Below are 20,816 nucleotides of genomic sequence, written 5' to 3'. Positions count from 1 at the left end.
GAACAGGTGGCCTCGATCACTCAGGTAAGCCTTGCCTGACCTGCACGGACGGCCGAAAACCGACGGTGGCTCCGACCCCCTCCCGGCATGGTCCCGGCATACTCCCGGCCATGACCGAGCCCCCCTCCGGCCCCCTCTGCACCCGCCACTCACTCGCCGCCGACCTGCGGACTCTCGGTGTACTCCCCGGCGAGACCGTGCTGGTCCACTCCTCGCTCAGCAGCCTCGGCTGGGTCTGCGGCGGCGCGGTCGCCGTGCTGGAAGCGCTGCTCGATGTGGTCGGCGCGGCCGGAACCCTGGTGGTCCCCACCCACACCGGCGGCAACTCCGACCCGGCGCAGTGGCGGAATCCGCCGGTGCCCGAGGAGTGGTGGCAGCCGATCCGCGACACCATGCCCGCCTACGACCCCCGGACCAGCCCCACACTGGGGATGGGCGACACCGCCGCCCGCTGCCGCCCCCGGAGGGCCGATCGGGCACCCAGGGACACGGAGAGGTCAGCACCCTCCCCGGCAGCTGACCCCCCGAGCACGGCCGGGCGCCAGGACCCCAGGCTGCACAGGCCAGTGCTCGGACCCCACCGCCCGCCGACTACCGCCCCCGGCGGGCCGGGCGGGCACCCGGGGGTGGCTGGTGCGAGCGGGTCCATAGACTCGACGGCATGGAAGCAGAACCCGCGGTCCGGGTGGCCGGTCTGGTGAAGCGGTACGGCCCGAAGACCGCGGTGGACGGCCTGGACCTCACCGTCGGCCGGAACACCGTCACCGCCGTCCTCGGTCCCAACGGGGCCGGCAAGACCACCACCATCGAGACCTGCGAGGGCTACCGCCGCCCGGACGCCGGTACGGTGCGCGTCCTCGGCCTGGACCCGTGGGCCGACGCCACCCGGCTGCGCCCAAGGGTCGGCGTGATGTTGCAGTCGGGGGGCGTGTACGCCGGGGCCCGCGCGGTGGAGATGCTGCGGCACACCGCCAGCCTGCACGCCCACCCGCTGGAGGTGGACGCCCTGGTGGAGCGGCTGGGCCTCGGCTCCTGCGGCCGGACCGGCTACCGGCGGCTCTCCGGCGGCCAGCAGCAGCGCCTGGCGCTGGCCATGGCCGTGGTGGGCCGCCCGGAACTGGTCTTCCTGGACGAGCCGACCGCCGGTCTGGACCCGCAGGCCCGCCGCGCCACCTGGGACCTGGTCCGCGATCTGCGCGCCGACGGCGTCACCGTGGTCCTCACCACCCACGCCATGGACGAGGCCGAGGAGCTGGCCGACGACGTGGCGATCGTGGACGGCGGCCGGGTCATCGCCCAGGGCAGCCCCGAGCAGCTCCGCCGGGGCGGCGCGGAGCAGCAGCCCCGGCAGGAGGCGCTGCGGTTCGGCGGGCGCCCGGGGCTGGACCTGGGCGCGCTGCTCAAGGTGCTGCCGGACGGCACCGCCGCCGCCGAGCTCGCGCCGGGCGAGTACCGGGTGCAGGGCCCGCTGGACCCGCAGCTGCTGGCCACCGTCGCCGCCTGGTGCGCCCAGGTCGGGGTGCTGCCGGACCGGCTGGCCGTGGAGCGGCGGACCCTCGAAGACGTCTTCCTCGACCTGACCGGACGGGACCTGCGTTCATGACCACCTCCTCCGCGCCCGAGACCTCGCCCGCCGGTACCTCGGCGGGCCGCTACGCCCCCGCGCCCGGGGCCGCCCCGGTCGGCCGGATGCTGCTGGCGCAGACCGTGCTGGAGACCCGGATGCTGCTGCGCAACGGCGAGCAGCTGCTGCTCACCGTGGTGATCCCGACCGTGCTGCTGGTGCTCTTCAGCGCCGTGGACGTGGTGGCGACCAGCGGGCCCGGCAAGCGGGTGGACTTCCTGGCGCCGGGCCTGCTGGCGCTGGCCGTGATGTCGACCGCCTTCACCGGGCAGGCCATCGCCACCGGCTTTGAACGCCGCTACGGCGTACTCAAGCGGCTGGGCGCCTCCCCGCTGCCGCGCTGGGCGCTGCTCGCCGCCAAGACCGGCTGTGTGCTGGTGACCGAGGTGCTCCAGGTGGCGCTGCTGTCGGTGATCGCGCTGGCGCTGGGCTGGTCGCCGCACGGCGACCCGTTCTCGGTGGCGGCGCTGCTGGTGCTGGGTACGGCGGCCTTCTCCGGGCTGGGTCTGCTGATGGCCGGGACGCTGCGGGCCGAGGCCACTCTGGCCGGGGCCAACCTGGTCTTCATCCTGCTGCTGCTGGGCGGCGGTGTGGTGGTGCCGCTGGAGAAGTTTCCGTCCGCCGTGCGCGGGGTGCTGGAGCTGCTGCCGATCAGCGCGCTCTCGGACGGGCTGCGTGCCGTGCTCCAGCACGGTGCCGCACTGCCCTGGGGCGACCTGGGGGTCCTGGCGGTCTGGGCGGTGCTGGGGCTGGCCGCGGCGGCCCGCTTCTTCCGCTGGGAGTAGCCCGCCGCGCGCGGCGGCGTCAACGCGGGAAGGGGCCCGGAACCAGTCGGTTCTGGGCCCCTTCGCGTACTGCTGAGTCGCTACGTCAGCTCCGGGTACCCCGGCGCCGGCGCGACATGAAGAGCAGCGCACCGCCGGCGGCCACCACGACGGCGGCCACCCCGGCGATGATCGGGGTGGAGCTGGAGGCACCGGTCTCGGCCAGGCCGGGGGACGACGGCGACGCCGTGGGCAGCACGGCGGGCGCGCTGGAGGCGTCCGAGACGGAGGGCTCCGGGCTGTCCGACTCCGGGCTGCTCGGGACCGGGCTGCCGGTGGTCGGGGAGACCTCACCGGGCGACGACGGCGCCGGGGAGGTCTCCTCGGGGCTGCTCGGCGCCGGGGAGGACTCCTCCGGGCTGGACGGCGCCGGGCTGGAGGGCTCGGGGCTCGTGGGCGGCGGCGTCTCGTGGCCCGGGCAGACCGGAGCGGTCTTGTGCTCGTCCTTGGAGAACTGCTTGCCGTCGCCGGCCACCACGATCAGCTCGACGTCGAGTTCCTTGCTGTGCTCGGCGAGCTTCAGGTCCTGAAGGAAGTCCTTGCCGAAGTTGGCCGGGCCCAGCACGGCCTCGCCGTCGACCTTGACGGTGACCGTGTTGGTGACCCGCTGGTTGTACTGAGTGAGGTTGATGTGGACGGTCGAGCAGTCGACCGTCCAGTCGGGAGTGTGCGCGGAGGCGGATCCCGCCAGCACACCCGATCCGAGAAGTGCAGTTGCTGCGGCCGTGGCTATGACCCCGCCCCGGACCCGCCCCTGACGCGTCATTGGTTCTTTCCCTCCGAGCGTTCATGGCCCCTGCGTTGCGCTGATGCCGTATACGCAGGGATATGTCGGGCGACTCTACAGGTGCCTGACAACTCACAGAGCCAGGGGGTGGGTCGGGGCCGCCTACGCGCGCTACACTTGCCCATTCTCAGTCAATTGGCAAGAAATTCCCCGACACTGAAAGTGTATCGGATAAATGGACTCCAGTCAAGGATGCTTCAGCCGGGACGCCGAGCAGCGCCACCTCACCTGCCTCTACACCCTGCTGGACGCCGCCCGGGAGCAGACAGCCGCAGCGCTGCGCGAGGCCCAGCGGCAGGACGGCGGCCGTACCCACCAGGCCCGCGTGGAACGCGAGGTCACCGCCGCCGAGTTGGCCCGCCGGCTCGCCCGGCTCTCCGCCGTGGAGCACGGCCTCTGCTTCGGCCGCATCGACGACCGCGACGGCACCACCCTGCACATCGGCCGGATCGGGCTGCGCGACCACGACCTCGAACCGCTGCTGGTCGACTGGCGGGCGCCCGCCGCCCGCCCCTTCTACACCGCCACCCCCGGCTCCCCCGGCCCGCTGCTGCGCCGCCGCCACCTGTACACCCGGCTGCGCACCCTGACCGGCCTGGACGACGAGGTCTTCGACCCGGACGCCATGGCCGACGCCGACCACTCCACCCTGGTCGGCGAGGCGGCGCTGCTCACGGCGGTGCGGCGGGGTCGCACCGGCAGGATGGGCGACATCGTGGCCACCATCCAGCAGGAGCAGGACCAGGTGATCCGGGCCGGGCTGCCGGGCGTGCTGGTGGTCCAGGGCGGCCCCGGCACCGGCAAGACGGTGGCGGCGCTGCACCGGGCCGCGTACCTCCTCTATATGCACCGCGATGTGCTGGAGCGGCGCGGGGTGCTGGTCGTCGGCCCCAATGCGACCTTTCTGCGCTATATCGAGCAGGTGCTGCCCGCCCTCGGGGAGACCGAGGTGGTGCTGGCCTCCGTCGGCGAGCTGTACCCCGGGGTGCGGGCCGGCGCGCCGGAGCAGCCCGGGGCCGAGGTGGTCAAGGGCGACCTGCGGATGGCCGCGCTGCTGGCCGCCGCGGTGGCCGACCGGCAGCGCGTCCCCGACGGCGACCTGGTCGTCGGGCTGGACGGCGCCGAGCTGCGGCTGAGCCGGGAGAGCTGTGTACGCGCCCGCGACCGGGCCCGCGCGCAGGGCCGCCCGCACAACGCTGCCCGACCCGGGTTCCTCCGCGCCCTGCTGGTGGAGTTGGTGCGCGAGCAGGCCGCCCGGCTGGGGCGCCCGCTGGACGCCGAGGAGGAGCGGTTCGGCCCCGGCGAGCTGTGGGGCGAACCCGCCGTCCGGGCGGCGCTGGACGCGCTCTGGCCGCCGCTCACCCCGCAGCGGCTGCTCGGTGAGCTGTACGCGGACCCGGCCGCGCTGCGCCGGGCAGCCGCCCGGGCCGAGTTCACCGACGGCGAGTGGCAGCTGCTGGCCCGTCCGCCGGGCAGCCCCTGGACCACCGCCGACGCGCCGCTGCTGGACGAGGCGGCGGAGCTGCTGGGCGACGACGGCGCCCAGGAGCGTGCGCGGCGGCGCGCGGCCGAGCGGGAGCGCCGCGAGGAGGAGCGCTATGCGCAGGGGGTGCTCCAGGTGACCGGTCTGGCCGAGCAGGGCACCGTGGACGCGGCGGCGCTGGCGGACCGCTACCGGGCGGACGGGCCGGCCGTCTCCACCGCGCAGCGGGCGGCCCGCGACCGGGAGTGGGTCTATGGGCATGTGATCGTGGACGAGGCGCAGGAGCTGTCGGCGATGGCGTGGCGGACGGTGATGCGGCGGGTGCCCACCCGCTCCATGACGGTGGTGGGCGACCTGGCGCAGACCGGCAGCGCCGCCGGGGCGCGCTCCTGGGGCGAGATGCTCGACCGCTATGTCGGGGGCCGCTGGCGGGAGGCCCGGCTGCTGGTGAACTACCGCACCCCGGCGTCGATCATGGCGGTGGCCGCCGATGTGCTGCGCGCGGTGGCGCCGGACCAGCAGCCGCCGGAGCCGGTGCGGGACGGCGGCGATCCGCCGAGGGCGGTACGGGTGCCGGAGGACGACCCGGGCGCCGGGCTGGCCGCGCTGGTACGGGAGGAGCTGGCCGCGATCGGTGAGGGGCGGCTGGGCGTGGTGGTCTCCGCCGGCTGCCGGGAGGCGGTCCATGCGGCGCTGCCGGACGCGGCGCGCGGGGCGTCCCCGGAGGCGCTGGACTCCCCCGCCGTGGTGCTCTCCACCGCCGAGGCCAAGGGCCTGGAGTTCGACGCGGTGGTCGTGGTGGACCCGGCGGGCATCCTCGCCGGGTCGCCCAAGGGCGGCCAGGACCTCTATGTGGCGCTCACCAGGGCGACCCGGCGGCTGACCGTGGTGCATCCGGGGCCGCTGCCGGAGCTGCTGGGGCGGCTGGTCCGGTGAGCGCGCCCGGCCCCCGCCCCCCGGGGTCGGGGGCGTCGGCGGGCCGACCTACGATGTGGGGGTGCGTACCCCCTTGTCCTACCTCGCCGAGCGGCTGGCGCCCTCGGCGAAGGCCGTGCGCGTGGCCTGCCTCGCGGCCCTGGTGATGAGCGTGGTCATCGTGGTGACCGGCGCCGCCGTCCGACTGACCTCGTCCGGGCTGGGCTGCCCGACCTGGCCGAGGTGCACCGCGGACACCCTGGCGCCGACGAAGGCGATGGGCATCCACGGGGTGATCGAGTTCGGCAACCGGATGCTGACCTATGTGCTCTGCGCGGCCGTGGGCGCGGCGATCATCGCCGCCCGCTGCGCACGGCCCTGGCGGCGCAGCCTGACCCGGCTGGGCTGGGCGCAGTTCTGGATCGTGATGAGCAACGCGGTGATCGGCGGCATCACCGTCCTCACCGGGCTGAACCCGTACACGGTGGCCGTGCACCTGCTCTCCTCGATGGCGCTGATCTGGGTGGCGCTGGTGATGTGGGAGCGGTCCGGGGAGGGCGACGGCGCACCCGAGCCGGCCGTCTCCCGGCCGCTCGCCCAGCTCTCGTACCTGCTGGTCGCGGTGGTCGGCTGCCTGGTGGTGGCCGGCACCGTGGTGACCGGCGCGGGCAAGCACTCCGGTGACTCCAGCGAGGTGCCGAGGATTCCGCTGGACTACGACCGGGTGAGCCAGTTCCACGCGGACTTCGCCTTCATCGCGGTGGGGCTGGCGCTGGCGATGGTCTTTGTGCTGCGGGCGGTGAAGGCTCCCACTGCGGCGCGGGCCCGGGCCCGGGATCTGCTGGTGGTACTGCTGGCGCAGGGCGTGGTCGGCTTTGTGCAGTTCTTCGCGGGGTCCCCGGAGATCCTGGTGGGGGCGCATCTGCTGGGCTCCGCACTGGTGTGGATCGCGGCGCTGCGCATCCCGTTGGCGCTGCGGGTCCGCCCGCAGCTGCCGGACTCCGCGTACGCTGGCACGGCTCCCGCCCCCGACACCGAGGGCACCCCCGACACCCCCGACACCGAGGGTTCCGAGGGCTCCTCCGGCCTGGTCGCCACCGCCTGAGCGGTCCGCGCGGCCGGGCGTGGCGGCCGTCCCCCGTCGCGGCCTCAGGAGGCCGCGCGGTCACCGCCGAGCTGGATACCCGCCATCCGGGACCACTCATAGGAGGAGGTCCGCAGCTTGGCGACCCACTCGCCCTCGAAGGAGTCGTGCAGCTTCAGCCCGGCCAGCTCGGCCGCGCGCTGCGCGACCTCGTAGCGGGGGGCCACCTGGTCGCCCCAGGCGCCGTCGGCACCCACCAGCACGATGCGGGTGGAGTTGCGGCCGACGTACTGCACCACGCCCTCGGCGCTGCCGCCGTGCCGACCGGCGAAGGAGCTGATGTTCTTGGCGATCCGCCGGGCACGGCGCTGGTCGCGGGAGGCGGCACGGGCCGCCGTGATCTCTTCGCTGCTCATGGCCGCATGCTACCCAGCGGTAGAGGATGTGGCGACGGCCGCCGGGTGTGCGGCAGCCCACAGCTCCCGGACATGATCCGGCCCCGCCGCCCGTCGAACGTCGAACGGACTGCGGGGCCGGTGCGTCTCAGGAGAGGGCCCGCGTACAGGCGCCAGGAGAGGCGGTCAGTGCAGGAAGGGGTCCACCGCGACCGCGACGAAGAGCAGCGTCAGATAGGTGATGGACCAGTGGAAGAGGCGCATCTCCTTGAGCTTGGCACCCACCACGCCCGCCTTGGCCCGGTTGTACAGGCCGTGCGCCTCCTTCAGCCAGAAGGCGCCCAGCAGCAGCGCGGCGGTCGGGTAGAGCCAGCCGGTGTGCCCGAGCGGCCAGAGCGCCAGCGAGACCGCGACCATCACCCAGGAGTAGATGACGATCTGCTTGGCCACCACGGCGTTGGAGGCGACCACCGGGAGCATCGGCACCCCGACGGCGGCGTAGTCCTCCTTGACCTTCATCGAGAGCGGCCAGTAGTGCGGCGGCGTCCAGAAGAAGATCACCAGGAAGAGCACCACGGCCGCCCAGGAGAGGCTGCCCGTCACCGCCGCCCAGCCGATGAAGACCGGCATGCAGCCGGCGATGCCGCCCCAGACGATGTTCTGCGAGGTGCGGCGCTTCAGGCCCAGCGTGTAGCCGAAGACATAGAAGAGCAGGGCGCCCAGTGCCAGGCCCGAGGAGAGCCAGTTGACGAAGTAGCCCAGCCAGAGGGTGGAGACGATGGCCAGCGCGATGCCGAACACCAGGGCCTCGCCCGGCGAGACCATCCCGGTGACCAGCGGGCGCCGCTCGGTGCGGTGCATCCGGGCGTCGATGTCCCGGTCGAAGTACATGTTGAGCGTGTTGGCGCCGCCTGCGGAGAGGAAGCCGCCGAACACGACGTGCACCACCTTCAGCAGGTCGGGAACGCCACCCTCGGCCAGGAACATCACCGGGACCGTGGAGATCAGCAGCAGTTCGATGATGCGTGGCTTGGTCAGCGCGACAAAGGCCCCGACACGGGCCCCGAACGGCCGGTGCCCGGGGGTCGCCCCGACGACCCCGGCAGGGCGGGATTCGACGGCGGTCACGGACACCCCTGGTCTATGAAACTTCGCCGGCGCCGGACTTCGAGACCCGGTCGCCGTGCGCGTACCACGCCACTTTAGACGCTGCGGAGTCACCGCCCGCGCCGGGGGTACCCGTGTTGTCCGGGTGCGCGCTCCCCGCCGCGACCCGGTGCGCCGTCCTCCACCGTCCTCCGCCGTCCTCCGCCGTCTCCCCCTCCCCCTCCCCGCCGGTCACCGTCTGCGGGTGTCCCCGGTTCCGGGTGTCCGGCGGGCGACGGGTGCGGCATCCGGGTGAGGCTGGGAAAAGGAGTTGATGGGGAATGGATGTGTCCCACCCCCGGTTCTGCGAGCGCGGGAGGTGGGCAGGAGCCCGAACGGTAGGCTCGAAGTCAGAAGCGGGATGAGCCCTCCGTGACACAGACCGCCGCGACGTCAGACCCGCAGCGCAGCGACTGGCCGGCGAGGTCCTCATCACGGGTCGAGTGAAATACGGAAGGAGCCCTGAACCAGGGTGAGCACCAAGCCGACTAGCGCATTCGAGTGGACCGATCTGGACAGGCGGGCGGTGGACACAGTACGGGTCCTCGCCATGGACGCGGTGCAGAAGGTCGGCAACGGGCACCCGGGCACGGCGATGAGCCTGGCCCCCGCCGCGTACCTGATCTTCCAGCGCTTCCTGCGCCATGACCCGTCCGACCCGGCGTGGACCGGCCGCGACCGCTTCGTCCTCTCCCCCGGGCACACCAGCCTGACGCTCTACGCGCAGCTCTTCCTGTCCGGCTACGGCCTGACCCTGGAGGACCTGAAGTCGTTCCGCAAGTGGGGCAGCAAGACCCCCGGGCACCCCGAGCACGGCCACACCGCCGGGGTGGAGACCACCACCGGCCCGCTGGGCCAGGGCATCGGCAACGCAGTGGGCATGGCGATGGCCGCCCGCTACGAGCGCGGCCTCTTCGACCCGGAGGCCCCGGCCGGCGCCTCGCCGTTCGACCACACCATCTGGGCGATCGTCTCCGACGGCGACCTGGAGGAGGGCATCTCCGCCGAGGTCTCCTCGCTGGCGGGCCACCAGAAGCTGGGCAACCTGGTGGCGCTCTACGACGACAACCACATCTCCATCGAGGGCGACACCGAGACCGCCTTCTCCGAGGATGTGCTGCGCCGCTACGAGGCGTACGGGTGGCACGTCCAGCGCGTGCAGCCCAAGGAGGACGGCGACATCGACGTCCAGGCGCTGCATGACGCGCTCAAGGCGGCCAAGGAGGAGACCGGCCGCCCGTCGATGATCGCGATGCGGACCATCATCGCCTGGCCCGCCCCGCACGCGCAGAACACCGGCAAGGCGCACGGCTCGGCGCTGGGCGCCGAGGAGGTCGCCGCCACCAAGAGGGTGCTGGGCTTCGACCCGTCCAAGGACTTCGAGGTCGCCGACGACGTACTGGCCCACTCCCGCGAGGTGGTGGACCGGGGCCGCAAGCTGCGCGCCGAGTGGGAGGCGCAGTTCTCCGCCTGGCGCGAGGGCGACCCGGTGCGCGCCGCCGAGTTCGACCGGATCGAGGCCGGCCGGCTCCCCGAGGGCTGGGACAAGGCGATCCCGTCCTTCCCGGCGAGCGAGAAGGGCGTCGCCACCCGCAAGGCGTCCGGCGACGTCCTCAAGGCGCTCGGCCCGGTGGTGCCGGAGCTGTGGGGCGGCTCGGCCGACCTGGCGGAGTCCAACCTCACCACCATCGAGGAGGGCTCCTCCTTCCTCCCCGAGGGCAACCCGCTGCCCGGCGCCTCCCCGTACGGCCGCACCATCCACTGGGGCATCCGCGAGCACGCCATGGGATCGACCATGAACGGCATCGCGCTGCACGGCAACACCCGGATCTTCGGCGGCACCTTCCTGGTCTTCTCCGACTACATGCGCCCCGCCGTGCGGCTGGCCGCGCTGATGAAGCTGCCGGTCACCTATGTGTGGACGCATGACTCCATCGGCCTGGGCGAGGACGGCCCCACCCACCAGCCGGTCGAGCACCTGGCCGCGCTGCGGGCCATCCCGGGCCTCTCGGTGGTCCGGCCGGGCGACGCCAATGAGACCGCCGTGGTGTGGCGGACCGTGCTGGAGCGCCATGCCTCCAAGCCCGGCCCGACCGGACTGGCGCTGACCCGGCAGAATGTGCCGACCTTCGACCGGGAGGGCGGCGAGTTCGCCTCCGCCGAGGGCGCGGCCAAGGGCGGGTACGTCCTCCAGGACGCCTCCTCCGGCCGACCCCAGGTGATCCTGATCGGCACCGGCTCCGAGCTCCAGCTGGCCGTCAAGGCCCGCGCCGCGCTGGAGGCCGACGGCATCCCGACCCGGGTGGTCTCGCTGCCGTCGATCGAGTGGTTCCACGAGCAGGACGAGTCCTACCGCGACTCGGTGCTCCCGCCGGACATCAAGGCCCGGGTCTCGGTGGAGGCCGGGATCGCCCTGGGCTGGCGGGAGATCGTCGGCGACAGCGGCCGCACGGTGTCGCTGGAGCACTTCGGCGCCTCTGCCGACTACCAGATCCTGTTCGAGCAGTTCGGCATCACGGCGGAGGCCGTGATCGCCGCCGCCCACGACTCGATCACCGCAGCGACCCGCTGAACCGCAGGGTCCCGGGCCGCGTACCCGCCCGCATCTCCGGTACGCGGCCCGGGCCCCGGCCCCACCGAGACGACCCATCCCGCGAGGCGACCCCCCTCGCGAGACGACGAAGGAAGAAGACGAGGATCATGACCGACGCACTCAAGCGCCTCAGCGACGAAGGCGTGGCCATCTGGCTGGACGACCTCAGCCGCAAGCGGCTGAAGACCGGCAACCTGGCCGAGCTGGTGCGCGACAAGCACGTGGTGGGCGTCACCACCAACCCGACCATCTTCCAGAAGGCCATCGGCGGCAAGGACGACTCCTACGACGAGCAGCTCCGCGACCTCGCGGTGCGCGGCGTCACCACGGAGGAGGCCATCCGCATGATCACCACCGCGGATGTCCGCGAGGCCGCCGATGTGCTGCGCCCGGTCTACGACGCCAGCAACGGCCGCGACGGCCGGGTCTCCATCGAGGTCGACCCCCGGCTGGCCCACCAGACCGAGGCCACCTTCGCCGAGGCCCGCCAGCTGTGGTGGCTGGTGGACCGCCCCAACGTCTTCATCAAGATCCCGGCCACCAAGGCCGGGCTGCCCGCCATCGCCGCCACCCTGGGCGAGGGCGTCAGCGTCAATGTCACGCTGATCTTCTCGCTGGAGCGCTACCGGGCCGTCATGGACGCCTTCCTCACCGGTCTGGAGAAGGCCAAGGCGGCCGGCCGCGACCTCTCCACCATCGAGTCGGTGGCCTCCTTCTTCGTCTCCCGGGTCGACACCGAGATCGACAAGCGGCTGGACAAGATCGGCGGCGACGCCAAGGCGCTGCGCAGCAAGGCCGCCCTGGCCAACGCCCGCCTCGCCTACCAGGCGTACGAGGAGGTCTTCGGCTCCGCCGACGGCCGACGCGAGCCGTCGGACCGCTGGAAGGCCCTGGAGGCCGCCGGCGCCAAGCCGCAGCGCCCGCTGTGGGCCTCCACCGGCGTCAAGGACCCGGCCCTGCCGGACACCCTGTACGTCACCGAGCTGGTCGCCCCCGGCACCGTGAACACCATGCCCGAGGCCACCCTGGACGCGGTCGGCGACCACGGCGAGATCACCGGTGACACCATCACCGGCGGCTACGCCCAGGCCCAGGCCGACATGGATGCCATCGCCGCGGCCGGGGTCGACTACGACGACGTCGTCCAGGTGCTGGAGGACGAGGGCGTGGAGAAGTTCGAGGCGTCCTGGATCGAGCTGCTCGACACCGTCACCGCTTCCCTCCAGGACTTCGCGCAGAAGACGGGCAAGTGACCGGTCGCGGCCAGTCGAGCACTGCCGTCTGATCGACCACTGCCGTCTGACGAATCGGGGCCACCAGTGAGCAAGTCAGAGAAAGCTTCGCCCCCGCAGCACAACCCGCTGCGGGATCCCGCAGACCGGCGGCTGCCCCGCATCGCGGGGCCGTCCGGTCTGGTGATCTTCGGCGTCACGGGCGACCTGTCGCGCAAGAAGCTGATGCCGGCCGTGTACGACCTCGCAAACCGGGGTCTGCTGCCGCCGGGCTTCTCGCTGGTGGGCTTCGCCCGCCGCGACTGGGCGGACGAGGACTTCGCCGCCGTCGTCCATGACGCCGTCAAGCAGCACGCCCGGACGCCGTTCCGGGAGGAGGTCTGGCAGCAGCTCGCCAAGGGGATGCGGTTCGTCCCCGGCGAGTTCCATGACGACCAGGCGTTCGACACGCTGCGCAAGACCATCGAAGACCTCGACAAGGTGCAGGGCACCGGGGGCAACTTCGCCTTCTACCTCTCGGTGCCGCCGAAGTTCTTCCCCAATGTGGTGGAGCAGCTGAAGAAGCACGGGCTGGCCGACCCGCCGGAGGGCGCCTGGCGCCGGGCGGTGATCGAGAAGCCCTTCGGCCACGACCTGGCCAGCGCCCAGGAGCTCAACCGGATCGTGCACGGGGTCTTCCAGCCCAACGAGGTCTTCCGGATCGACCACTACCTGGGCAAGGAGACGGTCCAGAACATCCTGGCGCTGCGGTTCGCCAACACCATGTTCGAGCCGATCTGGAACCGGTCGTATGTCGACCATGTGCAGATCACCATGGCCGAGGACATCGGTATCGGCGGCCGGGCCGGGTACTACGACGGCATCGGCTCCGCCCGCGACGTCATCCAGAACCACCTGCTCCAACTGCTGGCGCTGACCGCCATGGAGGAGCCCGGCTCCTTCGACGCGGACGCCCTGGTGGCGGAGAAGATCAAGGTCCTGGGCGCGGTCAAGATCCCCGACGACCTGGGCAGGCACACCGTGCGCGGGCAGTACACGCACGGCTGGCAGGGCGGCGAGGAGGTGATCGGCTACCTGGAGGAGGAGGGCATCGACCCCGCGTCCACCACCGACACCTACGCCGCGGTCAAGCTGGAGGTCACCACCCGCCGCTGGGCCGGGGTGCCGTTCTATCTGCGCACCGGCAAGCGGCTGGGCCGCCGGGTCACCGAGATCGCGGTGGTCTTCCAGCGCGCCCCCTATCTGCCGTTCGACTCCTATGCCACCGAGGAACTGGGCGAGAACGCCCTGGTCATCCGGGTGCAGCCGGACGAGGGCGTCACGGTGCGGTTCGGCTCCAAGGTGCCCGGCACCGCGATGGAGGTCCGGGACGTCACCATGGACTTCGCCTACGGCGAGTCCTTCACCGAGTCCAGCCCCGAGGCGTACGAGCGGCTGATCCTGGATGTGCTGCTCGGCGACGCCAACCTCTTCCCCCGTACCCAGGAGGTCGAGCTCTCCTGGAAGATCCTCGACCCGATCGAGGACTACTGGGAGAAGCACGGCAAGCCGGCCCGCTACCAGTCGGGTACCTGGGGCCCGGCCGAGGCGGACGAGATGCTCGCACGAGACGGACGGAGCTGGCGGCGGCCATGAACACCGACCTGACGGACACCACCTCAAGCAAGATCATCACGGCCCTGACGGACGCCCGCCACTCCATCGGGGCAGCCGCCATCGGCATGGTCCTCACGCTGGTGATCGTGACCGACGAGGGCAGCGCCTACGACGCGCTCAAGGCCGCCAGTGAGGCCAGCCGGGAGCACCCCTCCCGGATCCTGGCCGTCATCAAGCGGCCCGGCCGCTCGCCCCGGGCCCGCGCCGAGGCGCGGCTGGACGCCGAGATCCGGGTCGGCTCCGAGGCCGGCACCGGGGAGATCGTGGTGCTGCGGCTGCACGGCGAGCTGGCCAACCAGCCCCAGTCCGTGGTGCTGCCGCTGCTGCTGCCGGACGCCCCGGTGGTGGTCTGGTGGCCGGAGAACGCACCGGAGAGCCCGGCGGAGGACCCGCTGGGCGCCCTGGCGCAGCGCCGGATCACCGACGCCCTCACCGCCGAGTCCCCGGTGGAGGCGCTCGGCGTGCGCGCCTCCTCGTACACCCCCGGCGACACCGACCTGGCCTGGACCCGGATCACCCCCTGGCGCAGCATGCTGGCCGCCGCGCTGGACCAGCGCCGGGCGTGGATCACCTTCGCGGTGGTGGAGGGCGAGTCCTACAACCCCAGCGTGGAGCTGCTGGGGATGTGGCTCGCCAACCGGCTGAAGATCCCGGTGGAGCGGGTGGTCAGCAACGGCCCCGGCCTCACCGCCGTTCGGCTGCGCACCGACGGTGGCGATGTGGTGCTGGACCGCGCCGACGGGCTGATGGCCACCCTGTCGATGCCGAACCAGCCGGACCGGCAGGTCGCGCTCAAGCGGCGGGAGACCGCCGACCTGATCGCGGAGGAGCTGCGCCGGCTGGACCCGGACGACATCTACGCCTCCGCGGTGCGCACCGGCGTGGACAAGCTGGTGGTGCCCGGGACTTCGGCGGCGGCGGAGGCGGAGGACGCAGGCGCTCCGGCCAAGGCGGCCAAGACGGCCAAGGAGTCCAAGGCGGGCACCAGCGCCGCCGAGACCGCCTCCCGCCGCCGGGTGACCGCCAAGGTGCCCGGCACGGCCGGGAAGACGGCCTCCGCCAAGCGCACCACCCGTCCGGAGAAGCGGAGCGGGTCATGACCCTGCCGCCGCAGATCGTGGTGCACCGGGACAAGGAGCTGATGGCCGAGGCCGCGGCGGCCCGGCTGATCACCCGGATCGTGGATGTGCAGTCCGCCCGGTCCACCGCCTCGGTGGTGCTGACCGGCGGTCGCAACGGCAATGCGCTGCTCGCCGCCATCGCCGCCTCCCCGGCGCGGGACGCGGTGGACTGGGCGCGGCTGGACCTGTGGTGGGGCGACGAGCGGTTCCTGCCGGAGGGCGACCCCGAGCGCAATGTCGTCCAGGCTCGGGAGGCGCTGCTGGACCGGGTGCCGGTGGACCCGTCCCGGGTGCATGCCATGCCGGCCTCGGACGGGCCCGCCGGGGCCGATGCCGAGGCTGCGGCGGAGCAGTACGCGGTGGAGCTGGCCAAGGCCGCCGGGCCGGAGGACCACGCCGAGGTCCCCTCGTTCGATGTGCTGCTGCTGGGCCTCGGCCCGGACACCCACGTCGCGTCGCTCTTCCCGGAGCACCCGGCGGTGCGGGAGACCGAGCGGACCGTGGTGGGGGTGCATGGCTCGCCCAAGCCGCCGCCCACCCGGATCTCGCTCACCCTCCCGGCGATCAGGGCGGCGCGCGAGGTCTGGCTGCTGGCGGCGGGCGAGGACAAGGCCGAGGCGGTGGCCCTGGCGCTGTCCGGTCCGGGTGAGCTCCAGGCGCCCGCCTCCGGCGCGTACGGGCGGGCCCGCACCCTGTGGCTGCTGGACCGTGCGGCGGCGGCCGACATCCCGCCGGAGCTGTACCCGCCGGCGTCCGCCTAGGCCCGGCACCGCGACAGCGCCGACGGCTCCGCACCCCCGAGCGTGGGGGTGCGGGGCCGTCGGCGTGTCCTGGCCGGGTCAGCGGCCCCGGAGGGTGCGGTAGCGGCCCACCAGGGCGGCGGTGGAGGCGTCCAGACCGGGGACGTCGGCGCCCTCGGTGAGGGCGGGCTCGATGCGCCGGGCGAGCACCTTGCCCAGCTCCACGCCCCACTGGTCGAAGGAGTCGATGCCCCAGATCGCGCCCTGGACGAACACCTTGTGCTCATAGAGGGCGATCAGCTGGCCCAGGACGGACGGGCTCAGCTCGGCGGCCAGGATGGTGGTGGAGGGGTGGTTGCCCCGGAAGGTGCGGTGCGGCACCTGCTCGGCGGGGACGCCCTCGGCGGCGACCTCCTCGGCGGTCTTGCCGAAGGCGAGGGCCTGGCCCTGGGCGAAGAGGTTGGCCATCAGCAGGTCGTGCTGCCCGGCCAGGTCGCCCAGCTCGGCGACCGGGCGGGCGAAGCCGATGAAGTCCACCGGGATGGTCTTGGTGCCCTGGTGCAGCAGCTGGTAGTAGGCGTGCTGGCCGTTGGTGCCGGGGGTGCCCCAGACCACCGGGCCGGTCTGCCAGTCCACCGGGCGGCCCGCGCGGTCCACCGACTTGCCGTTGGACTCCATGTCCAGCTGCTGGAGGTAGGCGGTGAAGCGGGAGAGATAGTGGCTGTACGGCAGCACGGCGTGCGACTGGGCGTCGAAGAACTGCCCGTACCAGACGCCCAGCAGGCCCAGCAGCAGCGGCGCGTTGGCCTCCGGCGGGGCGGTGCGGAAGTGCTCGTCGACCAGATGGAAGCCGGCCAGCATCTCGCGGAACCGCTCCGGGCCGATGGCGATCATCAGGGAGAGGCCGATCGCGGAGTCATAGGAGTAGCGACCGCCCACCCAGTCCCAGAACTCGAACATATTGGTGGTGTCGATGCCGAACTTCGCCACCTCGGCGGCATTGGTGGAGACCGCCACGAAGTGCTTGGCCACCGCCGACTCGGCGCCGCCCAGGCCGTCCAGCAGCCACTGGCGGGCGGCGGTGGCGTTGGTGATGGTCTCGATGGTGGTGAAGGTCTTGGAGGAGACGATGAAGAGGGTCTCCGCCGGGTCCAGGTCGCGGACCGCCTCATGCAGGTCGGCGCCGTCCACATTGGAGACGAAACGGAACGTCAGGGAGCGGTCGGTCCAGGGCCGCAGCACCTCATAGGCCATGGCCGGGCCGAGGTCGGAGCCGCCGATGCCGATATTGACGATGTTCCTGATCCGCCGTCCGGTCTGACCGGCCCAGAGACCGGAGCGGACGCTGTCGGCGAAGGCGGCCATCCGGTCCAGCACGGCGTGCACGGCGGGGACGACATTCGCGCCGTCCACCTCGATCACGGCATCGCGGGGGGCGCGCAGCGCGGTGTGCAGCACCGCGCGGTCCTCGGTGTTGTTGATCTTCTCGCCGCGGAACATGGCGTCCCGCAGCTCGGCCACCCCGCGCGCCCGGGCGAGTTCGCGCAGCAGTTGCAGCGTCTCGTCGGTCACCAGGTGCTTGGCGTAGTCCAGGTACAGGTCGCCGACCTGGACCGTGTACCGCTCGGCTCGCCCGGGGTCGTCCGCGAAGAGCCCGCGCAGCTGCGCGTCCCCCAGCTCCTCGCGGTGCTTGGCCAGCGCCGCCCACTCGGGTGTCTGGTCCAGCCGGGTACCGCCGTGCGTGTGCTTGTCGGACATCCGTCCACTTCTCCTCGTCATCGACTCCACCGCGCAGGGGCGGGCCGGAGCGGGGCGCGGGCCGGGGCTGCTCGGCCAGCGACACCGTCGTCGCTGGTCAGCCCGGTGGGCCTGCTGACTACAGGAACAAAGTAATCGATCCCGCTCCGTCAGGAGCCGCCTGCCCGGCCGGGCGTGGCCCAACCGGGCCCTGCCGTGCCCGCCTCCGGAGGCCGCTGAACCGGCGCCGGGGCCACCGCGTAGAGACCACGGGGCTCCGGGCACGCTCCCGTCCCGGGGACCCGCCGTTGCCGCCGACGGGTGCGGGAAGCCCCCACCCGGGAGGAGAACCCCGGACATGGCCCAGGCTCTCGACACCTCGCTGCTGCACCAGCCGGCGCACAGCCCGTCCTGGTTCTCGCTGCAACGCGCGCTGCGCGGCAGGCGTGCCGACCTGGTCGACTTCTGCATCCCGTGCAACCCCTACTTCCCCAGCCCGGAGATGCTGGAGCAGCTGCGCCAGGGCATGGTCGACATCCTCACCTACTACCCGAGCGACAGCGCCACCATCACCGCCGAGGCATGCGGGGCGCTCGGCCTCAACCCGCAGACCGTCGCGATGGGCAACGGCTCCACCGAGCTGATCACCTGGATCGACCATCTGCTGCTGCGGGAGAGCGTGGCCGTGCCGGTCCCCACCTTCGGCCGCTGGACCGACCAGCCGATGGAGACCGGCAAGCGGGTCGACATGTTCCCGCTGCGCGAGGAGGACGGCTTCAAGCTGGACGTCGACGCCTATGCCGCCTTCATCCGGCAGCGCGGCTCCCGCGCCGCCGTGCTCTGCAACCCCAACAACCCGGACGGCAACTACCTCGCCAAGAGCGAGGTGCTGCGGCTGCTGGACAGCCTGGCCGATCTGGACCTGGTGGTGGTGGACGAGTCGTTCATCGACTTCACCGACGCCGAGCCGGACCCCTCGGTCGCCGACCAGGCCGTGCTGCGGCCCAATGTGGTGGTGCTGAAGAGCCTCGGCAAGAACTTCGGCCTGCACGGGGTCCGCTTCGGCTACCTGGTGGCCAACCCCGCGCTGGCCGGGCGGATCCGGGGCGCGCTGCCCCGATGGAACCTCAACTCCTTCGCGGAGGCGATGGTCTTCCTGCTCCGCGACCATCTGGCGGAGTACCGCGAGAGCCTGCGGATCGTCGCCCGCGACCGGCAGGAGATGTTCCGCAACCTCCAGGCGGTACCGGGCCTCGGGGTACTGCCGTCACAGGCCAACTTCCTGCTGACCAGGCTGCCGGAGGGGGTGGACGGCGCGCTGCTGCGCGATGCGCTCTTCGCCGACCACGGCGTCTTCATCCGCGAGTGCGGCAACAAGCTGGGGATGAGCAGCCGGTTCCTGCGGCTGGTGGTGCGCCCGGTGCACGACCAGCAGCGGCTGGTGTCGGGCCTGCTGGCGGTGCTGTACGGCGCGGGCGCGACCCCGGGCTGGCCGACCTCGCCGCTGCCGCCGCCGGTGCCGCAGGGGCTGCCCGCGCTGCCGCCCGGGGCGGTGCCGCAGGTCGCGGTGCCCCAGATCGCGGTGCAGCAGATCGCCCTTCCGCCGCTGCCGATGGGGGCGGTGCCGCCGCCGCCCGGCTACCGCTACGGCTGAGCGGGCCGGGAACAGAGCAGGGCGCCACGGGGAGGTACCGGGCACATGGTGAGGGAATGCGGCCGGTGCTCCCCCGTGGCGCCTGTGGTGCTGCGGGTTGTGCTGTGCTGCGGGTCTGCTGCTCAGATCTCGCCGCGCAGCTTGGCGAGCGCCTCGGCGAGGATCGCCTCGCCGTCGGCGTCGCTGCGCCGCTCCCGGACATAGGCGAGGTGGGTCTTGTACGGCTCGGTGCGCGGCGGAGCCGGGGGGTTGTCCTGGTCCTGGCCGGCGGGGAAGCCGCAGCGGGGGCAGTCCCAGGTCTCCGGGACCGCCGCGTCGGAGGCGAAGCTGGGTCGCGTCTCGTGCTGGTTGGCGCACCAGAAGGAGATGCGGATGCGCGGGGCGGACTCGCCGCGCTCCGCCTCACCCATCGGCCCGGCCCCGACCCTGCTGCCACGGATGGCGTTGCCACTTGCCACGGTCTGACTCCCTGCGTGATGGTGCGATGCGTTCTCGGCCGTCCCCCGCACCACAGGCCCGTACACGAAGCGGGCGGTCACCGGACGGCGGTGAAGTCGTCCCAGTGTACGGAGATGCGGGCGGGACGTCCGCACCGCCTCCGGGGATTTCGGGGCCTCCGGGCGGGAGCAGGCGTCCCACCAGGATAGGCGGCCGGACGAGGGACCGTCAGTTTTCAGCCGGAGTCGGCGCGGGTGCTACTTGAACTTCAGCAGCAGCGACAGCACCACGATGCAGGCGAACCAGCAGAGGCCCAGCACGATGGTGATGCGGTCCAGGTTGCGTTCGGCGACCGAGGAGCCGCCGATGGCGGAGGACATGCCGCCGCCGAACATGTCGGACAGACCGCCGCCCTTCCCCTTGTGCAGCAGCACAAGCAGGATCATCAGCAGGCTGAAAACGATCAGCGCGATCGAGAACCCGAGGATCACGGCGGGACCAACTCTCTCGTTCCGGTGGACGGGGCCGGACCGCCTCTGCGGTCCGGCCCCATCACAGTGTCATGGCCAGGGTATGACAGCGGAGGGCCGTCAGCCTACCGCCTGCTCGCGATAGCGCACGATCTTGACGAACTCCTCGGGGTCCAGCGCGGCCCCGCCGATCAGCGCACCGTCCACATCGGGCTTGGCCATGATGCCCGCCGCGTTGGAGGACTTCACCGAGCCGCCGTAGAGGATGCGGACCCGGCTCGCCAGATCGGCGTCGTAGAGCTCGGCCAGCCGGGCGCGGATCGCACCGCACACCTCCTGGGCGTCCTCCGGGGTGGCGACCTCGCCGGTGCCGATGGCCCACACCGGCTCGTACGCGATCACGATGCGCTCGGCGTCGGCGGCCGGCACCTCGGCCAGCGCGCCGTCGACCTGGGCCAGGGTGTGGGAGACCTGGTTGCCGGCCTTGCGGACGTCCAGGCCCTCGCCGACGCAGAGGATCGGCACGATGCCGTTGCGGAAGGCGGCCTTGACCTTGGCGTTGACGATCTCCTCGGTCTCGCCGTGGTACTGGCGGCGCTCGGAGTGGCCGATCGCGGTGTAGGTGCACTTCAGCTTGGACAGCATCGGTCCGGAGACCTCGCCGGTGTAGGCGCCGGAGTCATGCGCGGAGATGTCCTGCGCGCCGTACCGGATCCGCAGCTTGTCGCCGTCGACCAGCGTCTGCACCGAGCGCAGGTCGGTGAAGGGCGGCAGCACCGCGACCTCGACCGCGTCGTAGTCCTTGTCGGTGAGTGCGAAGGCGAGCTTCTGGACGTGGGCGATGGCCTCAAGGTGGTTGAGGTTCATCTTCCAGTTGCCCGCCATCAGCGGGGTGCGAGTCGTCTCGCTCATATCGG

At 72.4% G+C, this 20,816-nt stretch carries 17 protein-coding genes and 1 pseudogene; 11 read left to right on the top strand and 7 right to left on the bottom strand.

The window, feature by feature from the left end; genetic code table 11:
* Positions 1-110: 110 nt before the first annotated feature.
* From C7M71_RS32100 to C7M71_RS23535, 3 genes and pseudogenes are all read left to right on the top strand, one after another.
* A pseudogene (locus C7M71_RS32100) lies at positions 111-437 on the top strand (AAC(3) family N-acetyltransferase); the annotation flags it as partial.
* Positions 438-661: 224 nt separating this feature from the next.
* Entirely contained in the window at positions 662-1,603 is a 942-nt protein-coding gene (locus tag C7M71_RS23540) for an ABC transporter ATP-binding protein (protein ID WP_111490295.1), read from the top strand.
* Positions 1,600-2,409, top strand: coding sequence for an ABC transporter permease (locus C7M71_RS23535; RefSeq protein ID WP_111490294.1), 810 nt, complete (start codon positions 1,600-1,602; stop codon positions 2,407-2,409). Before C7M71_RS23540 ends, C7M71_RS23535 begins: the two co-directional genes overlap by 4 nt.
* 85 nt (positions 2,410-2,494) lie before the next feature.
* Here the strand turns inward: C7M71_RS23535 and C7M71_RS23530 are convergent, their stop codons facing one another.
* Positions 2,495-3,142, bottom strand: a complete 648-nt coding sequence (locus C7M71_RS23530; protein ID WP_229758872.1) for an LAETG motif-containing sortase-dependent surface protein — start codon at positions 3,140-3,142, stop codon at positions 2,495-2,497.
* Positions 3,143-3,410: 268 nt separating this feature from the next.
* On the opposite strand from C7M71_RS23530, the gene C7M71_RS23525 reads away from it, so the two are divergent.
* Positions 3,411-5,654, top strand: coding sequence for a HelD family protein (locus C7M71_RS23525; RefSeq protein ID WP_111490292.1), 2,244 nt, complete (start codon positions 3,411-3,413; stop codon positions 5,652-5,654).
* Positions 5,655-5,709: 55 nt separating this feature from the next.
* Positions 5,710-6,738, top strand: coding sequence for a COX15/CtaA family protein (locus C7M71_RS23520; RefSeq protein WP_407675937.1), 1,029 nt, complete (start codon positions 5,710-5,712; stop codon positions 6,736-6,738).
* Positions 6,739-6,782: 44 nt separating this feature from the next.
* Here C7M71_RS23520 and C7M71_RS23515 read toward each other — a convergent pair whose 3' ends face one another.
* Entirely contained in the window at positions 6,783-7,133 is a 351-nt protein-coding gene (locus tag C7M71_RS23515) for a hypothetical protein (protein WP_111490291.1), read from the bottom strand.
* A gap of 165 nt (positions 7,134-7,298) precedes the next feature.
* On the bottom strand, positions 7,299-8,246 hold the full coding sequence (locus tag C7M71_RS23510) for a heme o synthase (protein WP_407675936.1): 948 nt from the start codon (positions 8,244-8,246) through the stop codon (positions 7,299-7,301).
* 484 nt (positions 8,247-8,730) lie between these two features.
* Here C7M71_RS23510 and tkt point away from each other — a divergent pair, with 484 nt between their 5' ends.
* The 5 genes from tkt (at position 8,731) to pgl (ending at position 15,621) form a co-directional block, all read left to right on the top strand.
* Positions 8,731-10,830, top strand: coding sequence for a transketolase (gene tkt / locus C7M71_RS23505; protein ID WP_111490290.1), 2,100 nt, complete (start codon positions 8,731-8,733; stop codon positions 10,828-10,830).
* Between the two features lie 128 nt (positions 10,831-10,958).
* Entirely contained in the window at positions 10,959-12,104 is a 1,146-nt protein-coding gene (gene tal / locus C7M71_RS23500; RefSeq protein WP_111490289.1) for a transaldolase, read from the top strand.
* A gap of 66 nt (positions 12,105-12,170) precedes the next feature.
* Positions 12,171-13,718 (top strand): glucose-6-phosphate dehydrogenase, encoded by a 1,548-nt coding sequence (zwf, locus tag C7M71_RS23495; RefSeq protein WP_111490288.1) that lies wholly within the window; start codon positions 12,171-12,173, stop codon positions 13,716-13,718.
* Complete coding sequence (gene opcA, locus C7M71_RS23490) at positions 13,715-14,839, top strand: glucose-6-phosphate dehydrogenase assembly protein OpcA (RefSeq protein ID WP_111490287.1); 1,125 nt, start codon at positions 13,715-13,717, stop codon at positions 14,837-14,839. Before zwf ends, opcA begins: the two co-directional genes overlap by 4 nt.
* A complete protein-coding gene (pgl, locus tag C7M71_RS23485; protein ID WP_111490286.1) occupies positions 14,836-15,621 on the top strand; it encodes a 6-phosphogluconolactonase in 786 nt (261 codons plus the stop codon). The genes opcA and pgl overlap by 4 nt, the downstream gene beginning before the upstream one ends.
* Before the next feature lie 78 nt (positions 15,622-15,699).
* Here the strand turns inward: pgl and pgi are convergent, their stop codons facing one another.
* Positions 15,700-17,358: a glucose-6-phosphate isomerase gene (pgi, locus tag C7M71_RS23480; RefSeq protein ID WP_111490285.1), complete on the bottom strand. Its 1,659-nt coding sequence runs from the start codon at positions 17,356-17,358 to the stop codon at positions 15,700-15,702.
* Between the two features lie 337 nt (positions 17,359-17,695).
* Between pgi and C7M71_RS23475 the strand changes: the two genes are divergently transcribed.
* Positions 17,696-18,991: a pyridoxal phosphate-dependent aminotransferase gene (locus C7M71_RS23475; RefSeq protein ID WP_111490284.1), complete on the top strand. Its 1,296-nt coding sequence runs from the start codon at positions 17,696-17,698 to the stop codon at positions 18,989-18,991.
* 122 nt (positions 18,992-19,113) lie between these two features.
* Here C7M71_RS23475 and C7M71_RS23470 read toward each other — a convergent pair whose 3' ends face one another.
* The 3 genes from C7M71_RS23470 to tpiA form a co-directional block, all read right to left on the bottom strand.
* A complete protein-coding gene (locus C7M71_RS23470; RefSeq protein ID WP_229759216.1) occupies positions 19,114-19,401 on the bottom strand; it encodes an RNA polymerase-binding protein RbpA in 288 nt (95 codons plus the stop codon).
* A gap of 285 nt (positions 19,402-19,686) precedes the next feature.
* Positions 19,687-19,920, bottom strand: a complete 234-nt coding sequence (secG, locus tag C7M71_RS23465) for a preprotein translocase subunit SecG (RefSeq protein ID WP_111490283.1) — start codon at positions 19,918-19,920, stop codon at positions 19,687-19,689.
* A 99-nt stretch (positions 19,921-20,019) separates the two neighbouring features.
* Positions 20,020-20,811 (bottom strand): triose-phosphate isomerase, encoded by a 792-nt coding sequence (gene tpiA, locus C7M71_RS23460; RefSeq protein ID WP_111490282.1) that lies wholly within the window; start codon positions 20,809-20,811, stop codon positions 20,020-20,022.
* Positions 20,812-20,816: the final 5 nt, after the last annotated feature.

Origin of the sequence: Peterkaempfera bronchialis, assembly GCF_003258605.2 — a bacterium.
In the GTDB taxonomy this organism is placed as follows: Bacteria; Actinomycetota; Actinomycetes; order Streptomycetales; family Streptomycetaceae; genus Peterkaempfera; species Peterkaempfera bronchialis.
This window is presented reverse-complemented; position numbering and strand designations above follow the sequence as displayed.